General features: G+C 60.1%; 15 protein-coding genes and 1 tRNA gene. 8 read left to right on the top strand and 8 right to left on the bottom strand.

Translation table 11 applies throughout. The features are described 5' to 3' along the window. Nucleotides 1–226 precede the first annotated feature (226 nt). Nucleotides 227–1,339, top strand: coding sequence for a fatty acid desaturase (locus AK36_RS18425; RefSeq protein ID WP_045578941.1), 1,113 nt, complete (start codon nucleotides 227–229; stop codon nucleotides 1,337–1,339). 21 nt (nucleotides 1,340–1,360) lie between these two features. Here AK36_RS18425 and AK36_RS18420 read toward each other — a convergent pair whose 3' ends face one another. The 6 genes from AK36_RS18420 to AK36_RS18395 all read right to left on the bottom strand — a co-directional run bounded on the left by AK36_RS18420 (nucleotide 1,361) and on the right by AK36_RS18395 (nucleotide 6,750). Next, nucleotides 1,361–1,981 (bottom strand): HAD family hydrolase, encoded by a 621-nt coding sequence (locus AK36_RS18420; RefSeq protein ID WP_034194576.1) that lies wholly within the window; start codon nucleotides 1,979–1,981, stop codon nucleotides 1,361–1,363. Nucleotides 1,982–2,166: 185 nt separating this feature from the next. Then, complete coding sequence (locus AK36_RS18415; RefSeq protein WP_045578940.1) at nucleotides 2,167–3,033, bottom strand: hypothetical protein; 867 nt, start codon at nucleotides 3,031–3,033, stop codon at nucleotides 2,167–2,169. Between the two features lie 45 nt (nucleotides 3,034–3,078). After that, on the bottom strand, nucleotides 3,079–3,735 hold the full coding sequence (locus AK36_RS18410) for a TerD family protein (RefSeq protein ID WP_034194585.1): 657 nt from the start codon (nucleotides 3,733–3,735) through the stop codon (nucleotides 3,079–3,081). Nucleotides 3,736–3,827: 92 nt separating this feature from the next. Beyond that, the gene (locus AK36_RS18405; RefSeq protein ID WP_045578939.1) at nucleotides 3,828–4,844 is read right to left on the bottom strand and encodes a DUF475 domain-containing protein; all 1,017 of its coding nucleotides are present in this window, start codon (nucleotides 4,842–4,844) and stop codon (nucleotides 3,828–3,830) included. 44 nt (nucleotides 4,845–4,888) lie between these two features. Then, complete coding sequence (locus AK36_RS18400) at nucleotides 4,889–5,626, bottom strand: VWA domain-containing protein (protein WP_045578938.1); 738 nt, start codon at nucleotides 5,624–5,626, stop codon at nucleotides 4,889–4,891. 11 nt (nucleotides 5,627–5,637) lie between these two features. Continuing rightward, on the bottom strand, nucleotides 5,638–6,750 hold the full coding sequence (locus AK36_RS18395) for a toxic anion resistance protein (RefSeq protein ID WP_045578937.1): 1,113 nt from the start codon (nucleotides 6,748–6,750) through the stop codon (nucleotides 5,638–5,640). A 766-nt stretch (nucleotides 6,751–7,516) separates the two neighbouring features. On the opposite strand from AK36_RS18395, the gene AK36_RS18390 reads away from it, so the two are divergent. From AK36_RS18390 to AK36_RS31340, 7 genes are all read left to right on the top strand, one after another. Beyond that, a tRNA-Ser gene (locus AK36_RS18390) sits at nucleotides 7,517–7,607 on the top strand. Between the two features lie 1,013 nt (nucleotides 7,608–8,620). Further along, a complete protein-coding gene (locus AK36_RS18385; protein ID WP_045578936.1) occupies nucleotides 8,621–11,128 on the top strand; it encodes a type VI secretion system Vgr family protein in 2,508 nt (835 codons plus the stop codon). A 49-nt stretch (nucleotides 11,129–11,177) separates the two neighbouring features. After that, entirely contained in the window at nucleotides 11,178–14,249 is a 3,072-nt protein-coding gene (locus AK36_RS18380; RefSeq protein WP_174479787.1) for a lytic transglycosylase domain-containing protein, read from the top strand. Next, complete coding sequence (locus AK36_RS33065) at nucleotides 14,233–15,096, top strand: hypothetical protein (RefSeq protein WP_124259907.1); 864 nt, start codon at nucleotides 14,233–14,235, stop codon at nucleotides 15,094–15,096. Before AK36_RS18380 ends, AK36_RS33065 begins: the two co-directional genes overlap by 17 nt. A 128-nt stretch (nucleotides 15,097–15,224) precedes the next feature. Beyond that, nucleotides 15,225–15,476, top strand: a complete 252-nt coding sequence (locus AK36_RS18375; RefSeq protein WP_034194581.1) for a PAAR domain-containing protein — start codon at nucleotides 15,225–15,227, stop codon at nucleotides 15,474–15,476. Nucleotides 15,477–16,175: 699 nt separating this feature from the next. Beyond that, complete coding sequence (locus AK36_RS31345) at nucleotides 16,176–16,541, top strand: lysozyme inhibitor LprI family protein (protein ID WP_072465541.1); 366 nt, start codon at nucleotides 16,176–16,178, stop codon at nucleotides 16,539–16,541. A 141-nt stretch (nucleotides 16,542–16,682) separates the two neighbouring features. Next, nucleotides 16,683–17,213, top strand: coding sequence for a hypothetical protein (locus AK36_RS31340; protein ID WP_080484201.1), 531 nt, complete (start codon nucleotides 16,683–16,685; stop codon nucleotides 17,211–17,213). 56 nt (nucleotides 17,214–17,269) lie between these two features. Here AK36_RS31340 and AK36_RS18365 read toward each other — a convergent pair whose 3' ends face one another. Together AK36_RS18365 and AK36_RS18360 are read right to left on the bottom strand one after the other, a co-directional pair. Next, nucleotides 17,270–19,285 carry a sodium:solute symporter family protein gene (locus AK36_RS18365; protein ID WP_011885478.1) on the bottom strand — a complete coding sequence of 672 codons (2,016 nt, stop codon included), beginning with the start codon at nucleotides 19,283–19,285 and terminating at the stop codon, nucleotides 17,270–17,272. A gap of 3 nt (nucleotides 19,286–19,288) precedes the next feature. Then, the gene (locus AK36_RS18360; RefSeq protein WP_011885479.1) at nucleotides 19,289–19,639 is read right to left on the bottom strand and encodes a DUF4212 domain-containing protein; all 351 of its coding nucleotides are present in this window, start codon (nucleotides 19,637–19,639) and stop codon (nucleotides 19,289–19,291) included. Nucleotides 19,640–19,707 lie beyond the last annotated feature (68 nt).

The following is a 19,707-nucleotide window of genomic DNA, read 5'->3' as shown; positions in this document are numbered from 1 at the left end:
ACTCCCGGGCGGTTTCGGCGGATTGTAGCGTCGGCGGCCCGTGATGACACCGCGGCGCGCCTCTAGGGCGTGCTGCCTGCTGCCTGCGGCAATGGCCGGCGCCCCGCACGCGATGGCCCGAAATGACACCGCAATTGGCACCGGCGGCCCTCGCGCGCGCGGCTCGTGCGGCCTATCCTGCCGGGATCGGCATTGCGCCTCACTTTTTCCACATGGATTCCGGTCGATGAGCCAACCCGCACCACCCGTTTTTCGCGACGACGCGGACAAGGTCGCGTACGTGCGCCGCGAGGTCAATGCGGCGAGCGACGCGCTGCGCGCGCGCTTTCCGTTGCTCGACCAGCAGAGCCTCGTGGGTGCGACCGTGATGGCCGTATCGGTCGCTGCGATGCTCGCGATCGCGTGGCTGTACGCGCGCGGCGCGATCGCGTGGTACGTCGCGGTGCCGGCCGTCGCGTTCGTCACGTCGCTGATTCACGAGCTCGAACACGACCTGATCCATCTGATGTACTTCAAGAAGACGCCGTGGGCCCATCACCTGATGATGGCGCTCTGCTGGCTCGCCCGGCCGGGCACGATCAACCCGTGGACGCGCCGCCGCATGCACCTGCATCATCACAAGGTGTCGGGCGGCGAATCGGATCTCGAGGAATTCGGCATCACCAACGGCGAGCCGTGGGGTATCAAGCGGCTGCTGATGCTCGCGGACGGAATGCTCGCCGTCGTGCTGCGGCCGCAGGCGATGCGCCGCAAGGTCCGCCGGTACGTGGCCGCGCAACCGGTGCGCGACGCGGCGGAGCGCGCGCAATTGCGCGTCGAGCAGGTGTCGTCGTACATGCCGCTCGGACACCTGTACTACGCGCTGTGGCATGCGTTCATCGTCTACCACGCCGGGTCGTTCGTGCTGCATGCGTTCGGCTACGCGGCGAGCGTGCCGGTCGTCATCGCGCGCGCGATGCACGTCGTCGATTTCGTCGCGGTCGTGTGGCTGGCGCCGAACTTCGTGCGCAGCTTCTGCATCAACTTCGTCAGCTCGAACATGCATTATTTCGGCGACATCGATCCGCGTAACGTGATCCAGCAGACCCAGGTGCTCAACCCGTGGTGGATGCTGCCGTTTCAGCTGTTCTGCTGCAATTTCGGCAGCACGCACGCGATCCATCACTTCGTGGTGCGCGATCCGTTCTATATCCGGCAGCTGACCTCGCGCACCGCACACGCGGCGCTGCGTGACGTCGGCGTGCGCTTCAACGACGTCGGGACGTTCAAGCGTGCGAACCGATGGGGTGCGCGCCGCGGTCCGGCCGGCGGCGCGCCGCACTTGCAGCAAGACGCGTGAGCACGGCATGCGCCGATCGCGTCATTCGGCGATGGGCGGCAGCGGGCCTTGTCCGCGGATCCATGCGTGGTTCGCGAGTTCGGCCATTTCCTTGTCGCCGCGGCTGTCGCCGTACGCGAACAGCGTGGCGGGCGGCCGGTTCCCCCACCAGCCGCGCAGTCGCACGACCTTCTGCGGACCCCAGCAGTTCTCGCCCGCGAGCCGGCCCGTGAACCTGCCGCGCTCGAAGGCAAGGCGCGTGGCGAGCACCGTATCGATGCCGGCCGTCTTCGCCCACTTCTCGAGATACAGCGACGGCGATGCGCTCACCAGCACGACCTCGTGACCGCGCGCGTGATGCTCGCGCACGCGCTCGAGCATGTCGGCGCGCACGAGCTGCGGCAGATAGTCGTCGACGAAGCTGCACGCGAGGGCGTCGAGCGCGGCTTCGCCGGCCGGTCCGAGCGCGAACCATGCGAACTTCGCCTTCGCGTCGCCGCGCGACAGCAGCCCCGCTTTCATCGCGACGATCCACGGCAGCGCGCGCAGGCCGGCCCACGCGAATCGCCGCGTGCCGACCGCGTAGCGAACGAAATGACGGAAGCTATCGGAGGTCGTGATGGTGCCGTCGAAATCGAATGCGGCGACGATGCGGTCGGTCATGGCAACGGGAAAGCGATGAAATGCCGGGGAAGATAGCAGACTCTAGGCAAGACACGTGAAACCGGATCGCGTGGGGTGGAGCATGCGGGCATGGTGGGGGCGCTGCTGGCGTCGATGGCGTTGCTTGTGTCACCCGGCGTTGTGATCGGTGCTGCCGTTGTATCCGCCGCTCTCACCGCCCCCGCTCAGCGCTGCGGCCGCGCCGCCAGCGCCGCCGGCAACACGACGTTCATCAGATGATCCGCGCGCGACAACAGATCGGTCACGCGTTCGTCGAGCGCGCGCAGCTGCGCCGGTTGCATCCCGATCTGCCGAACCGCCTGCGCGACGATGTTGCGGCGATCGTGCAGCGTGCGTTCGACGCCCGCGTCATCCGGCGCGCGCACGACGTCCGCGACTGCGCTCAACGCGGCGAGCACGATCACGAGATGCTCCTCCGCGTGACGAACCTTCGCCGCGAGTTCTTCGGTGCGGCGCGGAAAGAAGCCGAGCGAATGCTTGAGCGCGCCGAGCGCCGCGCGGTAGTCGACCTCCGCGGACGCCGCGCCGAACCAGCGCTCGAACCTGCCCGCCTTGCGCGTCGCCTGCGCGAGCATGCCGGCCATCATGTCGGCCGCGCCGAGCGCGTTGAACTCGCGGGTCGTCGCGGCGACGGCCTCGACGAGGTTGCCGGCCGTCTCGAGCGCGGTGTCGCCGATCGTCGCGACCGTCGTGAGCTTGAGCGGCACCAGTTGCCGGATGTGCCGCTCGATGCGCGGCGCGCAATCGGGATAAAGATTCGGGAAGCGCGCCTGCGCCGCGCGAAAGCACGCGTCGAGCTGCGGGTGATTCGATCCGCCGAACAGCGCGCGGCCGGGCGCATCGACGGGCGCCGCGCGCGGCGCACGCTGGGGCACCGGCCCGAACTCGAGCGCTTGCGGCACGGGCCGCGCGGGCGCGCGTTCGCCCGACGCGCCCGCGGCGGGCGGCGGGTCGAACAGCGGTCGCCCGACCGTGCGCACGGACGTCGTGTCGAATTCGAGCGGCTTCGGCCCGTCGGACGGCTTCGTCATCGCATGTGTCCTGCCCCGCGGCGGTTCGCCTGGCGCGGCCGCCGGTCAGACGGCGCCGCCGTATGCACGCACGAAGTCGCCGAGCCCGCGGTTGTAGCCCGCGCCGACCGCCTTGAACATGAACTGGCCATCGCGACGATAGAAGCTGCCGACCTGGACCGACGTCTCCATCGAGAAGTCTTCCTCGAGCGCGTACTTCGCGATCACCGCGCCGGACACTTCGTCGGCGATCTGGATGTAGCTGTTACGCACCTGGCCGAAATTCTGGCGGCGCGCTTCAGCCTGATCGATCGTCACGATCACCGAGATCTCGTCGATGTCGGCCGCCAGCTTCGTCATGTCGATGAAGATCACTTCGTCGTCGCCGTCGCCGCTGCCCGTGCGGTTGTCGCCGCTGTGCACGACGCCCAGACACTTCGACGCCGGCATCCCGCGCTTCGGAAAGTCGTCACCGGGCTGGATGAACGTTTCGTTGCGATCCATCGTGCGCACCTCGCTGTTGTAGAACACGAAGTGCTGATCCGAGATCAGCTTCGGATTGCTCTGCGCGTCGTACTTGCAAAGAAACACCGACACGTCGAGATCGAAGTCCGTGCCCGTGTCCGTCCCGTTCGCGTCCCAACCGAGACCGATGCGGAATTTCTGCGTGCCGGGCGCTTCCTTCGACAGGTTGACGCGACCGCCTTTCGACAAATTGATCATCTGAACCTCTTCTGCTGGAACCGCCGTTGCGCCGGCGGCAATGCCGGGCCGCACCGCGCGGCCCTTCGTTTGATCGCTTGCGCGCCGCGCGCTCACTCGCCCACGACGGCGGCCCGGTCTTCCTTGCGTTGCACGACGATCGACGACCCCACCGCCGCTGCGATCGTCGCCGCGCCGATCAGCCCGGTGACGACCTCGGGCACGTCGAGCTTCACGCCGACGAACATGATCGTCGCGAGCGCGCCGATCGCCCAGAACGCGCCGTGCTCGAGATAGCGGTACTGCGCGAGCGTGCCCTTCTTGAGCAGCACGAGCGTCATCTCGCGGATGTAGGCCGCGCCGACGCCGAGGCCCAGCGCGATCAGGAAGATGTTGTTCGACAGCGCGAAGGCGCCGATCACGCCGTCGAAGCTGAACGACGAGTCGAGCACTTCGAGATACATGAAGCCCGCGACGCCTTCGCGCACCACGCGCGTGCCCGTATCCTCGCCCCCGACCAGGTCGCCCACGCCATGCGCGATCACGAAGCCGATCACGCCGAACGCGCCGGCGAGCAGGAAGCTGACCTGCTCGGCCGCGGGCACGTAGAACGACGCGACGATCACGATCGCGAGCGTCAGCGCCACTTCGAGCGCCGTGATGCGGCCGAGATGACGCATCGGGCCTTCGAGGAAGCCGATCCAGTGTTCGTCCTTCTCCTTGTCGAGCATGAACTTGAAGAACACCATCAGCAGGAACGCGCCGCCGAACGCCGACACCTCGTGATGCGCGGACGTCAGCACCGCCGCGTACTTCTCCGGCGCTTCGATCGCGAGCGTCAGTGCGTCGAGCAGGCCGATATGGCCGATCACCGCGACGATCAGCAGCGGGAACACGAGCCGCATGCCGAACACCGCGACCGGCAGGCCGAACACCATGAAGCGGTTGCGCCACTTCTCCGACCAGTTCTTGAGGACCGATGCATTGACGACCGCGTTGTCGAGCGACAGCGAGATTTCGAGCACCGACAGCACGGCGACGATCAGCATGTCCTTCACGCCGCCGAGCAGATAAGCGGCGACCAGTGCGAGCACCGTAAGGGCCAGCGGAATCTTGAAGTCTTTCAACATGATGGAGTAATCGGGTTGGGGAAAAATGGGCGGGCGGGTCGCGCTTACTTCGCGCGCACCCAGTCGCAGAACTCCTGCGTGATCAGTTGCTCGTAGATCTGTTCGTCGCTGACGTCGAGCGATTCGAGATGCAGGAAGCCGACGTTCGGCATGTCATCGGCGACTTCCGCGAGAAAGTCGAATTCGCTTGGATCGCCGACGCCGATGAGCGACCAGTACAGCGGGAAGTGCTGCGATTCGGCCAGCAGCTGACGTACGCGCTTGCGGTCGTTCTTCGGGTTCTGGCCGTCGGTGACGAACAGCACCCATGCGGGCAGGTGTCCGTTCGCGGGCGTCGACGCGGCCGGCGCCGCCTCCTCTGCGGCGCCGAACAGCCGGCTCAGGAAGCCGCGTTTCGCTGCGCGCTTCGGCTCCGGCGCCCTGAAGAAGAAGTCGACGATGTCGTTCATCACCGGCGCGTACTGCGTGCCGCCCCACTTGTCGATCCGCGCGTTCAGCACGTGGTCGGAGATGTACGCGCCGTAATTGTCGGGCGTCGCGGTCGGCAGGCGGTCGTAGCCTTCGGTGAAGGTCCACGTATCGACTTCGCCGTTGTCGTCGAACTTCAGCGCAATGCCGAGGATCCGGTCGTGCGTCTCCTGGATCACGCCCGATTCGTACAGCGGCTTCGCGGAGCCGGAGATATCGAGCGCGGCGCCGACGCGCACGACGGGCGGCTTCAGCAGCTGACGTTTTTCGAGGACGATCGCGACCTTCGCCGCGCGTTTCTCAAGCGTAATCATGCGGGGTTCTCTCAGTTGTGCTTCGGAGCGAATCGGGTGATCAGTTCCTGTTCGAGCTGGCGCAGGCGCGGTGCGTCCTGCTCGCGCTGACGCTTGCCGTCGGCGATGATCTGCGTGACGTCGTCGAATGCGCCGAACAGTTGTTGCTGCGCGTATTCGAACGTGTCGGTCGAGATCACCGGACGCTGGCCCAGCTTCGCGATTTCCTGCGCGTTCTGACGGTTCAGGTCGGCCTGGGCGCGGATCGCCTCGGCGGCCGCGTCGTAGGTCGCGTTCGCCAGCGCCGCCGCGCGCTTCGTGCTCAGCTGCTCGAGGTAGAGCGCGAAGGCATTGGTCCATGCCGGGATCAGCACGGTCTTGATCGTCATGAACTTCGACGTGAGCGTGCGTTTCTGGTCCTGCTCCATCCGGATCTGCGGCGCAAGCTGCTTCGACATCAGCATCGCGCGATCGAGGTCGTCGAGCTTGCTTTCGAGCGCGTCGATCTTGCGTTTCACGTCGAGCAGGCGTTGCGCGGCGAACGCGTCGTCCGCAGGATGGCCTGCCGCGGCGTGCGCGCGCAACGCCGCAAGCGCCGCTTCGCCGTGCGCTTTGGCCTGTGCGAGATCCTGATGCAGCGCGTAGTTGTCGTTGTACATCCGCTCGAGCTCGTCGATGCCGGCCTTCTGCCGCTGTGCGTGGTGTTCGAGCTCGACGACGAGCGTGTCCATGCGCTTGCTCACCGACTCGTACTGCGAAAGAAGCTTCTCCTTCGTCGAGCGGAACAGCCGCGTGACCTGCGTGAGGAGGCCGCCCTTGTCGGCGCCGCGCGGGTCGAGCCCCTTCGCCGTCGCGATCAGTTCGTTGAGCTTGTCACCGAACTGGTCGGCGTCGGACGCGCGCACGCTCGCCAGGATCTGCTGCGAGAAGCCGGCGATGCGCGCGCCCTGCGTGGCACCGAGCTGATCGATTTCGTCGACGGTGATCAGGCGCGCGGGCTCCGTCGGATGCGCCGGCGGCACGCGAAGAACGTTGGCTGTGTTGACTGCATCGGCCGCGGCGGATACTGCGACGGGCGCCGAAGACGGCATGGAAGGACGATCGTTGACCGCATCGGATTTCTTGTCGTCGAATAGCGGCCTCATGTGGCTACCACGTTTCCTTTTCTGCTTTTTGCTACGCGTTGTGGTGTGCGCAGATGCGCGCATCTGCGATTGACGTACGTGCTCTCTCACGTACGGCAGACGGACAATAAATGCCGACGCGCATCGCGTCAAGCGACGTGATTTTTACAATCTCCATTCGTTTTGTAAGGTCTTGTGCGAGCTTGGTGGTGAAAAGGCTGCGGTTATTCCGCTATCGGGGCAGTTTTCGGGACTGCGGAAGGCGCACAACCTTACACGCGCGACGAATGCGAAAGAGAAATGAAATGTCTGGGTTTGAGGGGGTACGCGACGGTTCGGTGGGCATTCGATGCTCGGAAGATGGAATGCTCGGCGGCTGGCTTGATTGACCGTGATCGGGCAATAAAGCGCGGCAAGCTGGCCGTGATGAACCGCGTAGTACGTCGAATTGCTCGTCACGATGAAGGCGGGCTTCATGCGCAGTAGAGCGAAGGGATTGCATTGGTCTGCGTGCGCAATGTGCAGTGTGCAGTGGATGTCAGCCGGCGTCGGGGGGTGTCGACTTGGAGGTGTGCGCCGCGCGATTGCATGCGTGTTCGTCTGGATGCGATCGATGCGCATCGGTCGCCTGATCGAACAGAGCGCCAATGTCCGTGGCAGGCACGACGTCCCTGGCGGGCCGAAGACGCATGACCAGCCCCGGCAGCCCTGCCAGCGTGGGACGCTCTGCCGGGAAATCGAGGGGCTGGCGGGCCGCCACCAGAGTTTGCTATACTCTCGGTCTTCCGGAGAGATGGATGAGTGGTTTAAGTCGCACGCCTGGAAAGCGTGTATAGGTTAATCGCCTATCGGGGGTTCGAATCCCCCTCTCTCCGCCAGAACACCCTAAAAGCCCTTGAGTCTTCAAGGGCTTTTTTCATTGGTTCACGACACTCGTTTCGCCAAGCGAGCCTGAGTTTTTCGTGGATCAACCCGCCTTCGCGCTACCTTCTTCGTACGTCGCTACATCGCAGCTCGGCGTTCTCTACTTCCGCCCAAGCCTCCGTGGCAGGCGTCACCGGCGAACGGTCAATTTCGTTACGCACGAGTGATCGCCGGACAAACTGGTACTCCTCGACGGTTCCTGGGCATACGTGTTCGAGCGCTCGACCCGTGCGCCGGCGCATGCAGGGAGAGTTTTTGATTGCAGTAAGCCCGGCACGAATGGCGAGCATCTCTCATTTGTAGAAACCGAGAACTGCTCAAGCTGGATGCAACCGTCAATCGTGGCTACGTCGCGATGCGCCAAGCCGATTCGAAAGAAATCTCATATCAGGACCCGATTCGGCTGGATCAAATCGAATGGCTCAGGACGGTCCGCAATTCCTGCGCAGACAGTGCGTGCTTACTCGACGCATATCGCAACCGAATCGCCTATATCAAAGGCAGGATATCAAGCACCCATCCGTCTTATCCGGATGAAAACTCCGGTCAGGAAAGTGACTGATGCTGGCGTACGTCCAGGTAGGGGGCGCGTGCGCACTCGTGCTCGACGTTGCCGACGGAAAGACGATGTGCCCCTTATCATCCGGTGACGGGATATGACGCCGCATCGAAAATCGGTAATTATTTACTCACCACATAACGAGACAGCCACAAAATAGTAAAAATTACATGCCCGATGGTTTCGAGAAGACTTTCAAAAATGGTTACCGGACATTTACCGTATTGAATTCCCTTTGATATGATCTTTCGCGCGATCAGCCGAGGCGCGGCTTTTAGGATTTCCGCACCAAAATGAAAGCAAATCCAAATAAATCGTTATTTGTTTGAAAGATTCATTTGGCACTGACACAATTCCGGCGCCGGGATGTCGGATAACGATCGCGTTCTCGAGAAACGGGGTAATGGCATGAGCGGGGAAGTATTGCTGAAGGTGTTGCGCGGCGGTTACGCGCAGTTCGATCGCATCGTCAAACTCGACACGCCGCTCGGCGAGGACTGGCTCACGCCGCTGTACGTCAAGGTCAACGCGCGACTCGGGCGCAATTTCGAAGTGACCGTCGACGCGTCGTCCGTCATGGGCGACAAGATCAAGCTCAGCGCGCTGATGCTGCAACCCGTCACGCTGTGGATTCGCCAGACCGACGGCGGCTATCTGCCGATCCATGGCTATGTGCAGCGGGCTCGCCGCCTCGGAAACGACGGGAGCGTCTCGTATTTCCAGCTTCAGTTTTCTTCGTGGCTGAGCTTTCTGAAGCTGAGCAGCGATCGGCGCGACTGGCAGGAAGCGAGCGGCTGGCAAATTCTCACCGACGTGTTCGACAAGCATCCGCAGGCTTCCGGTAACTATGGGCAGGAACTGCGCGCGGCGATGCGCTCGTATTCGCACCGCGTGCAGTGGGAAACCGACTGGAATTTCGTGCATCGCAGCCTGGAGGAAGTCGGCGTATTTGCGCGCTTCGATTTCGCGAAGGATGGCAAGTCGCACAAGGTCGTGATGATGGACGACCTGTATTTCGGGCCGTCACTGCCGAATTCGGAGATGAAGTTCAGCCACGCGGGTACCGACGAGGATTTCGATGGCCTCACGCAGCTGAGCGAGCAGCAAGATGCACAAAGCGCAACGCTTGCGCTCGGCACCGTCGACTACAAGCGCCCGGATCTCGACAAACAAATCAGCATGCCGGCGGCCGACCTGGAAGATCTGCCGGGCCAAGGCGAGGATTATCTATATACCGGCTCACAGACCTGGGCCGAATCCGATGCCGGACAACAACAGGCGCGTATTCGAACCGAGGAATGGGCGTCCAGAGCAAAGCGCTATTTTGCGATCGGTAGTCCCCGCTACGCGCTGCCCGGCTACTGGTTCAAAGTGTCGGGGCATCCCGTCCTCGACGCATTGCCTGACGAAGAGCGCGAGCTGTCGATCATCGCGAGCGATTGGCTGATTCAAAACAACTTGCCAGGAATGGACGCCCTCACCCGCTTCCCGCGCAGCCTGCGCAGCGAGATCGAACAGGTGAAGGCGGCCGGGGCCGGCGCGACTGTGAGCCACCGCGATGGCGGTATCGGATTCTTCCACGTCGAGATCGAAGCGCAACGCCGCAAGACGCCGTTCCGCAGCCCGTTCGAGCATGAGAAGCCGGAGATGCACTTGCAGACGGCGATCGTCGTAACCGACAGCGACGAAGAAATCGCCACGGACGATGGCAATCGCGTGCGGGTCCGGACGTCGAACAGCCGGAACGATCGCAATACAAAGTCGACGTCGTGGATTCGCGCGGCGATGCCGGACGCAGGCTCGAAGCGCGGCGGCTACTTCCCGTTGCGCAAAGGTGATCAGGTGCTCCTCGGATTCGTCAATGGCGACTGCGACCGGCCCGTCATCGTGTCGCGTTTGCATGGGGGCGCGACGATGCCGATGTGGCACACGCACGGCCTGCTGTCCGGGTTTCGTTCGCGTGAGTATGGCGGCGACGGCTTCAACCAGCTCGTCATGGACGATGCTACCGGTCAGAACCGGGTCCACCTTTACTCGTCGAGCTACAGTTCGCACCTGCATTTGGGCTATCTGATCGAACAGAGCGACAACACGCGGGGGTCGTTCGTGGGCAGTGGGTTCGACCTCAAATCGGAGGCTCATGGTGCGATCCGGGCCGTTCAGGGTATGTCTATCTCGACCCACCCCGCCGCAGTACAACCAATGAACGTGTCCGCGGCGACCGATCAGCTCGCGGCTTCGGAAGCCGTGCTCGAAACGGTGTCGCAGGCGAGCGAAACGAATCGGGCCGAGAGCTTGCAGGACGGCAGCGATGCGTTGAAAGCCTTTACCGAGATGACGCAGCACACGGTGCCCGCTGCAACAAAAGGCGGGCGCACCGCTGGCGGCGGGACGGGGAACGCCAATGGCTTTGCAAAACCCGCGCTGCTACTGTCGAGCCCGGCCGGCATCGGACTGTCGAGCCATCAATCGATTCACACATCGGCTAATCAGCAGGTCAATTTGGTGGCGGGGAAAAACGTTAACCTCGCAGCCGGGAAGTCGTTTCTCGCCAGCGTAATGGACAAGATCAGCCTGTACGCCCAAAACCTGGGAGTGAAAATCTTCGCGACGAAAGGCGCGATCGAGATCCAAGCTCAAACCGATGCGCTGACAATGCTGGCACAACAGGACGTCAAGATCGAGAGCGCGTCAGGGCGGGTGATCCTGCGCGCGGAAAAGGAACTGATTCTCAACGTCGGCTCCTCGTATATCAAGATCACGCCGAACATGATCGAAAACGGGACGTCGGGCCAGATTCTCGAAAAATGCGCATCCTGGGACAAGCCCGGTGCGTCGACCATGACGTTGCGAGACCCACTAAACGGTACGCCGGTGTCCAAACACGGCGGTTACGCGGACGATTTTTCTGGCTGAGCGGATGCCGGCTTCTGATGCACGATAACGACTTGCGATTCAATCTGACATGACGGACAAGCACCCTCCCAAACAACCGCCGAAAAAGCCTGAGCCGGACGCCAAGCCGGCGTACACGCCACTTGCATGGAGCTATCCGTTTTCTCCTTCTACTCAGGGAGGTGCAGCTCCGGACACCACGGATCCCCTCACCTATATGCAGGTGCTTGCGACTGCAGAGGACGGCTTTTATCCACTGGGAGCAAGCGGGATCTGGCATGGCGGCATTCACTTCGGTCAGAAGACAGGTGAAGCGCTGAAGCAGGACGAGGGAATACGGGCAATCGCCACGGGAGAGGTCGTCGCTTATCGGCTCGACAAGGAATACCCCACGCTGACCTATCAGGACCAGCGCCACGCGCTGTACTCGCGCGGCTTTGTGCTGATCCGCCATACACTGCAATTGCCGCCCGCACCGAAAAAGCCCGAACCCGCGCCGGCACCGTCGAATGCGCCGACAGCACCCGCCTCCGGAAACAATGCGACTCCTCCGGCCCCCGCTCCGACAAAGTCGCCGGCGCCGTCCGGGCCGCCGCCCGGTGAAACGCTGACGTTCTTCAGTTTGTACATGCATACGCTCGACTGGAAAACGTATAAGGCGATGCTTGATGAGACCAAAACGAACAATGCGGCTGCCAAGGCGTCGCAGTTCACGCTTCCGCCGTATCTCGAAGTGGAGCGCTCGTATCGAGCATTGAAACCAAACGCGCAGGGCGTTCCGAAACCGAAGCCGGTCGATCCCAGCGCGGCGGGCGACGATTCATTGCCGCAACCAGACGGGAACGATTCGCTTCCCCAACCAGTATCAGGGGTCCGGGTTCGCATTATTCCGAACGGAAAGTTGCTCGGGTTGCTACCCGAGGGGACGGAATTGACCGTGAATGAGGCGGATAATGGCGGCCGGAACGGTTGGGCAAAAATCACGAAGATCATTAAAGGGGATCCGGTTGGCCCCATCGTCGGGCAGCCTCCTGATGTACAACTGAAGTGGGGTTACGTTTTTGTCTCAGAGCTCGAGCCGATTCCTCAGTCGGGCCCCGTCGATAAGGTCGTTGTACTCAAGAAGCCATACCCGGTCAAAGCGGGAGACATCGTCGCGCATATCGGACAATACCAACGGTACAGAGAAGCGAAGCACACTCCTCCGCTGCCGACGCGGCCATTGCTGCACCTCGAAGTTTTTGCGGGTCCCGACCTTCCGACGTTCATTGCCAAGAGCCAGTTACGCGCAAAAGAGTTGTCAGAGGCAGATCCGAGTATGGAAAAGCCATTTTTGGAAATTCTGGCCGGCGCAAAACTGGTAACGAAGGTCCGGGAACCGGACTACGTTCTTCAGCAGACTGGTTTGAAACTGGCGCCGGTCAGCGATTCGAAATCGCGGTGGGTCAAGGTGCAGCCCAAAACTGTCAAGATGCCTGCCCCGCAGCCGGAGCCCCCTGCTCCGGCTGGGACCGGGAAAAAGCACAAGCCGAAGCCGGCGAAAAAGCCGGAGCCCATCGAGACGCCGATCGGGAGCCCCTTTTGGATTGACAGCGGCGTGGTGCTGATCAATCAACTGACCACGGCACCCATCAAGGGTTGGAAAGACTTTCCGCTAAAAGTGAGTCAGGCAGACGGACCCGCAGCGGACTTTCGCAACGTGTTCCAGATCGTCGAACTCGAGAAGCCTGGCCCGCAAAACTTTGCCCGAGAAGACAAGGACGCGAGCGGAAAAGCGATACGCTGGTGGAATGTGACCCTGGGCACGAAAGACGGTGGAACGCTTCAAGGCTGGGCGCGCGAACGCGACCACCCCAAGGTGACGCTGTGTAGTCCGTGGGACTGGCCGGGGTTCGAACTCGTCGATAACAGTTCGACCACGATGGTCGATATGTTCAAGCGGTATCTGTTTGTCGCCGGGCTCGCCATGGGAGAGGATCAGGACAACTTCAAGCCTAGTGCGGACGCATTGGCCACCAGCGACCTTATCCAGAAGCTCGAAAAGGCAATTGACACCAACCACGACGGCAAGGTGACCGCAGCGGAATTGGCGGACGCGCAGAAAATGCCCTGGCTGGCCGAAGCGATCTCGCACATTGTCGTGAAGAGCGAGAGCGAATGGGGCGGCAACATGGGCAAGTGGGAGGACATCACGCCTTACATGAAGCTCGTGCCATGGAAATGGCAGAACGAGATGGAGCGGATAAAGAAGCTCCAGTGGTGGGAAGAGGTTCAAGGGATCGACGCAACGATTCTTCCGAAAGAGCCGAAGCCATGGCATTTTCATCCGATCGGGTTGATTGGGAATTTCGCGTGCGGCGATGGAGACTGCATTCCGTTGGTTGAGGCCCAGCGGATCGCACTATTTATTTCGGCATCGTTCGAAAACGGAAATCCAAAATTTGACGGATGCGCCGATAATTTTGACGGCATGGGCATGTCGTTTGGACTGATCCAGTGGAATTTTGGAATGAATACGCTTGGCCCCGTCCTCAAAAAGATGCATGATGCCGACCCTCAAGCGTTTGAAGCTGCATTTGCTCCCGGAACGAATTATCAAGCCATCTGGAGCGCGATAATAAGCGGGGATTTCGCCGCCCAAAAAAATTGGGCGATTGCGCAACAAAATAGCAATAGGGATAATTGGCAGAAAACATTCAAGGCCATCGGATCGAATGAAAAATTTCAAGAGATTCAAATTAAAGAGGCAGCAAAATATCATCAAGATATTCTAAGCTGCCTGAAGCTCTTACGGGAACTGCGCCCCGACCTGATGAAATCCGTGCAGCTCGTTACCTACTGCGCCCTCTATGATTTATGCGTACAGCAGCATGACTTAAGCAAAGCATCGCATCAGATAGCAGAACGCGTTGCCACGGAAAAACCAGCCACACAGATAGAACTTCTTAAAATCGCAGTTCAAGAGAGAGCCAAAACAGCCAACCCTAAATGGATATTCGACGCCACCAGCCGGCGAATGGGAATTATACAACAGAAGCCATACCCACACCCACCAGTCAAGGGTGAGAAGCCCATGCCAAGAGACAACATCAATTTCAAATTACTTAGTGGAAAGGCGGATAAAAATGTCTGCGGATTGTAAAAAATCATTAATAAGACTGTTGCTCGTAATTGTTATCGCGACAAGTGCCGTAAATGCAATAGCGGAGGTAAAATACGATACCGTTGAATGTGGGCCTGGTGACGAATGCACAACGACCATCACCAACGAAGCAAAAAACCTGTGCCCGAATGCACCACTGCAGATTTCTTGGAACAAAAATAGCAGTTGGACGTTAGTATCATGTTCATGCAATTGTTCTGAGCAGGACAATAAGAACTGGTTTGTTGCTCGCAATGGATCGGTTATTGGCCTTGAGATTGGCCGCCGTTTTCCCCGATCATTTTTCTCGGAAAATCTAAGTCCAATGGTGCCAGACATCATGGCATCGCATTCCATGTGCAAACCGGCGGATAAAAAGATGATCGATCAAAGCACATTTATATTGCTCGACAAGCAACCATCAGCCGGAGAAAAGGATCCATATTGCTACGACACGATCTATGTTGTAGAAAGAGACGGCAGCATTAATTTCATCGAGGATGGTAAAAAAGTCAACAACCGATCCTATTTCTCTGGCCTCAGCGAATCGGACAAAAATAGTTTAACAACCATCACCAAAAGAACACTTCCCTCATGGAAAGCCGCTGCTGATCACGAAAGCAATAATTATTTTTTAGTAGTGAGCGAACGTGCGTACCTCTATGACCGACCACTCCCTCAAGCCGCAGGAAAGGCGTACCTAATAGCTGGCGACAAAGTTGAAACACTGGGAAGCCCTCACGATGGATATATCAAATTTCGCTACATAGCGAAAAATGGGAAGATTATCGAAAAATGGGTGAAATGTATCGACATAAATTATCCCGACAATAAAATCAGACCATGATTTCATTTAGCATTCGACCACTCCAAAATTCCGCGATGCCCACTCAGCCTAAACACGAACTATTGCCTGCGCCACTTAGATAGGGAGTTGACTATTTGAAGCCTCTTCTCGGAAAACGAAGGACTGACGTGATGGACCTGATTCGTATCGGTGACGACACGGACCACGGCGGCAAGGTCGAAACAGCGTCAACTTCGATGCGCTTCGACGGCCGCTATGTCGCCCGCAAGGGCGACCGCGTATCGTGCCCGCAGCATCCAGATGTCTCACCGAACCTCATCGAGGAAGGCGACCCGTCGATGACGGACGACGGCATCCCGATCGCACGGCATGGCCATCGCGCTACGTGCGGCTGTCACCTGATCTCGAGTCTGGCGTGATTGGGAGATGGAACACCGCACGCGGCTCACACCAATCAGCAGTCTCGGAAAAACAGCCCCGCCTGCTGTCGAAGTCACCGATCGAGTCGTTAGGTGATACGGGCTACTCCGCTTCATAACACTGTGAACCACAAATCCACTTTTCATCGAACATGAGGATTCTTTACAAAATCGCAACGCTCCCCCTACTCCTGACCATTTCATGCGGAGCCCATGCCAGAGCCGATATCTGCAAAAACGAGCTAAGAGAATTGGTTGTACCTCCGCTCAAGCATGTTGCGGTGAACAAGAAAGACATTCACGTGGATATTGCCGATGCGGCTAACGGAGTCTATAGCATCAGACTGTACGTCGCTGCGGATAGCCCCGACAATCTTGACAAACAAGTTACTATCGGTTGGATAAACTTGGATAAGAATTCGATGCAAGCATTGGATCTGACACGAGACCCCGAGCATCCAGACATACTAGGAGTAGATGAGGTGAAATTACGAAAATTCATTTCGAATTGCATCCACTAGCCATCGATGGCAGCCTCGAACTGCGACGAACTCAGCCAGAGCAACTCGAAACCTGAAATTGACACATTTCCCCGGAATCCAGGATGCACCAATTAAAAGTACGCGCCTTCTGATTTATTCTGCCTTATATCACCTCGCAAAATTCCCGCCCAGGCCACAAACACAAATGCGACACCCGATGAATATCACGAAGAAAACCATCACACTTGCATTTATCGCCCTACCGGCAATCGCTTTTGCCGACGCAGCCATCAACAATGGGAATGCGTACGACGACTTATCACGCATCAATGCGGAACTAAATAAATCAAAAACCGAATTAAATTCGACATATCAAAAATTATACTTATCCACACGATACAAGAACGAGCTTCAGCAAGCGCAGGAAGCTTGGCTCGCTTACCGGAGCAAGCAGTGTACTGGGTATGTTGCAGCTGAGGCGTCGGCATCTCAAGGCATCGGCTCCAGCCTAATTACGAAAGAATGCCTCACTACGATAACAAAACAGCGGGTTGATTATTTAAAGACGCTGCTTCAAAAATAGTGAATTGAGCCAGCAATCGATAGCCAATCTTACGAAAATTAACGTCACACGAGCCGCACACCATTGACAAGGATCCGCACCTACACGATCCCCACCAAAAAATTTCGATAAATCCTCACCGGAATCCAGCCCGACAGAGAAATGAGAAAATTATTCATCACCCTCATCCTGACAATCACTTCCCTCATTCTGCCCGATGTTTTTGCAAAATCGTCAAACTCACAGCGCAATCACGCATACACCGGAGTAAAGATTGCATACGCAACGTCGGAGTTGACAAAATGCTCATTCCAATACAGCCCAATCAATTTTTGTGACGACGAGCACGTCGCCGCATACAACAATACGCTGAACTCGGCACCCGCTAATTTCAACGGTCACTACATAATTTTAGCGCGCCCGGAATTTGAGAAATACCACCAAAAGTCGGTTGTCGCGATCGACACTCAATCGGGATTGGCATACCCACTTCCAATTGACTCGTTTTCCGGATTCATGCACGGCCGCCCAACAGCCAAAGACGGAGGGCAGATAAGTTACTCTATAAACAGCAACAAGGTTTGCATCAGAGGCGCAATATTGGTCTACCGGTCGTTCGAAGAAGGAAACTTCTGCTTCGAATTTGTCGGAGACAAGTTCATCGGGCATCACACCGAATATATGTATCCTTAAAAGGCGTCTCCCCTGGTCCGCAAACTTCGCGAACCAAGATGGGGCGCCCCTCCCCCTCAAGGATGCCGAATATAATCCACCAACGCCCGCGTATACTCATCCGGCTCCCGATCGACCAAACTGACCGCGATCGCCACCGCAAACCCGGCCGGCACGCCGAACACGCCCGAACTGATCGGCTCGATACCGAACCAGGTCGGCCCCGCAAACCCGGTAAGCTGCGTGAAAAGCGGATACGTCGACACGATGTAATACACGCACACCGCGAGCCCGGTCACCATCCCGGCGATTGCACCGCGCGTGGTGGTCCGCTTCCAGAACACACCGAGCACGAGTACCGGAAAGAAACTGGACGCCGCGAGCGAAAACGCCGCGCCCACCAGAAACAGAATCTTCCCCGTATTGAGCGACGCGACATACGACGCGAACAGCGCCACGCCAAGCAGCAGCACCTTCGAAATCGTCACACGCCGCTGGCTCGTGGCGTGCGGCGCGACCATGCAGTAATAGACGTCATGCGACAACGCGTTCGCGATCGTCAGCAGCAACCCGTCCGCGGTCGACAGCGCCGCCGCCAGCGCGCCCGCCGCAATCAGCCCCGACACGACGTACGGCAGGCCCGCGATCTCCGGCGCAGCGAGCACGACCATGTCCGGCTGCATCTGGATCTCCGACCAGTGGACGATACCGTCGCGTATCACCTCGACCACGCTGATCAGGTCCGGTTCGAAGTGATGCCACTGCGTGACCCACGCCGGTAGCTCCGCGATCGGCCGCCCGACGAGGTTCGTCAGAATCTCGTACTTGATCATCACCGCGAGCACGGGCACGCTCAGGTAGAACAATGCGATGAAGAACAATGTCCAGCCGACGGAGCGCCGCGCGGATGCCACCGACGTCGTCGTGTTGTAGCGCGTGAGGATGTGCGGGAGGCTCGCGGTCCCGAGCGACAGGCACAACAGCAGCGCAAGAAAATTCCGCTCGCGCGGCTTGCGCGCATCTTCGCTCGCCGCGGGAAACGGCGCGTGCATCGGCACCGGCGGCTCGGCCCGCGCGAGCAGGTCGTCGCGCGCCTGGCCCCACGCCACGCGCGCCGCCGTCGGGTCGCGCGGAAAGTCGGCAAGCTCCCGTTCCCGCTGGTTGATCTCGCGCAGCGGCCCATTGTGACGCCGCAGGTCCGCCAGCTGCTCGACGAGTCGCCGGCGCGCGTCCGCATACGACGCCGGCAGGCGATCCAGTTGCGCCTGCACGAGCGCGGCTTGCCGGCGATACTCGGCGCGCACCTGCTGCTCGTCGGCGGCGTCGCGCACCTGCGCCTCGCGCGCCGCGATGCGCTCCATCAGCTTGCCGTAATTGAACTGCGGCACGGGCCCGAGCCCGTTCTTCATCGCGATCAGCGACACCGGAACCAGAATCGCACTGATGAGAATGACGTACTGCGCGACCTGCGTCCACGTGACCGCACGCATGCCGCCGAGAAACGAGCACACGAGAATGCCGGCGAGTCCGCAGAAGATCCCGATCGCGAAATCGACGCCGATGAAGCGCGTCGCGATCAGCCCGATCCCCTGGATCTGCGCGACCAGATAGACGAACGAGCACAGGATCGCCGCACCCGCCGCGAGCGCCCGCACCGCGGTGCTCGAAAAGCGCGTGCCGAGAAAGTCCGGGATCGTGTACCGCGCGAGCTTGCGCACGTACGGCGCGAGCAGGAACGCGACCAGACAGAAACCGCCCGTCCACCCCATCACGTAGGCGAGCGCGTCGTAACCGGTTGCATAGAGCGAGCCGGCCAGCCCGATGAACGACGCCGCCGACAGCCAGTCGGCCGCCGTCGCCATCCCGTTGAACGCGGACGGCACGCGCCGCCCGGCCACGTAGTATTCGACGAGATCGGACGTGCGCGACAGCAACCCGATCACCGCATACACGGCGATCGGCACGAACAGGAATACGTAGCCGATCCACACGCCGGAGCCGGTCGCGCGCTCGATGCGCCACAGCAGCAGCACGAAGCCGAGAAAACCCAGCGTGTAGAGCGCGTAGGCGCGAATCAGTCGATGCGTGAGCATGGATCAGCGCCCGGTTCCGGTTCCGACGTCGTCGGCATGCGCGGCATGCTGGTCGTACGCGCGCCGCAGCAAGCGATCGGCGCGCTGCATCAGGCCGATGTACACGACGATCAGCACGAGGTACACGAGGATCGCCCCCTGCGCGCCGAAGTAGAACGGCAGGCTGAAACCGGCGAAGCGAATGCCCGCGAGCGCGGGTGCGAAGAACGGCACGACGAACGACACGGTGAAGCCGATCGTCATCAGCACCGCGATCAGCGCGACGTTGAAGCGCCAATAGCGCGCATGGGCGCGCGCGAGCGGCTCTGGGACGGGCGGCGGCGCAGCGCGCGCCGGACGGGACGAAACGGTCATGCCGTTATTTAGCAAAAAGCCCCTGCGCGGAGCAATCGGGATTGCCGCGCAGGGGCTCGTGCGCGCAA

This window comes from Burkholderia vietnamiensis LMG 10929 (genome assembly GCF_000959445.1).
Taxonomy (GTDB): Bacteria; Pseudomonadota; Gammaproteobacteria; order Burkholderiales; family Burkholderiaceae; genus Burkholderia; species Burkholderia vietnamiensis.
Note: the sequence above shows the minus strand (reverse complement) of the source record. Positions and strands in the feature narration are given on the sequence as shown.

What these genes read in the sequence shown, in the direction of transcription:
- AK36_RS31345 (WP_072465541.1), top strand. Translation starts at nt 16,176, where the DNA reads ATGAATATCACGAAGAAAACCATCACACTTGCATTTATCGCCCTACCG.
- AK36_RS18420 (WP_034194576.1), bottom strand. Translation starts at nt 1,981, where the DNA reads ATGACCGACCGCATCGTCGCCGCATTCGATTTCGACGGCACCATCACG.
- AK36_RS18385 (WP_045578936.1), top strand. Translation starts at nt 8,621, where the DNA reads ATGAGCGGGGAAGTATTGCTGAAGGTGTTGCGCGGCGGTTACGCGCAG.
- AK36_RS18395 (WP_045578937.1), bottom strand. Translation starts at nt 6,750, where the DNA reads ATGAGGCCGCTATTCGACGACAAGAAATCCGATGCGGTCAACGATCGT.
- AK36_RS18415 (WP_045578940.1), bottom strand. Translation starts at nt 3,033, where the DNA reads ATGACGAAGCCGTCCGACGGGCCGAAGCCGCTCGAATTCGACACGACG.
- AK36_RS33065 (WP_124259907.1), top strand. Translation starts at nt 14,233, where the DNA reads ATGTCTGCGGATTGTAAAAAATCATTAATAAGACTGTTGCTCGTAATT.
- AK36_RS18380 (WP_174479787.1), top strand. Translation starts at nt 11,178, where the DNA reads ATGACGGACAAGCACCCTCCCAAACAACCGCCGAAAAAGCCTGAGCCG.
- AK36_RS18400 (WP_045578938.1), bottom strand. Translation starts at nt 5,626, where the DNA reads ATGATTACGCTTGAGAAACGCGCGGCGAAGGTCGCGATCGTCCTCGAA.
- AK36_RS18360 (WP_011885479.1), bottom strand. Translation starts at nt 19,639, where the DNA reads ATGACCGTTTCGTCCCGTCCGGCGCGCGCTGCGCCGCCGCCCGTCCCA.
- AK36_RS18405 (WP_045578939.1), bottom strand. Translation starts at nt 4,844, where the DNA reads ATGTTGAAAGACTTCAAGATTCCGCTGGCCCTTACGGTGCTCGCACTG.
- AK36_RS18425 (WP_045578941.1), top strand. Translation starts at nt 227, where the DNA reads ATGAGCCAACCCGCACCACCCGTTTTTCGCGACGACGCGGACAAGGTC.
- AK36_RS31340 (WP_080484201.1), top strand. Translation starts at nt 16,683, where the DNA reads ATGAGAAAATTATTCATCACCCTCATCCTGACAATCACTTCCCTCATT.
- AK36_RS18365 (WP_011885478.1), bottom strand. Translation starts at nt 19,285, where the DNA reads ATGCTCACGCATCGACTGATTCGCGCCTACGCGCTCTACACGCTGGGT.
- AK36_RS18410 (WP_034194585.1), bottom strand. Translation starts at nt 3,735, where the DNA reads ATGATCAATTTGTCGAAAGGCGGTCGCGTCAACCTGTCGAAGGAAGCG.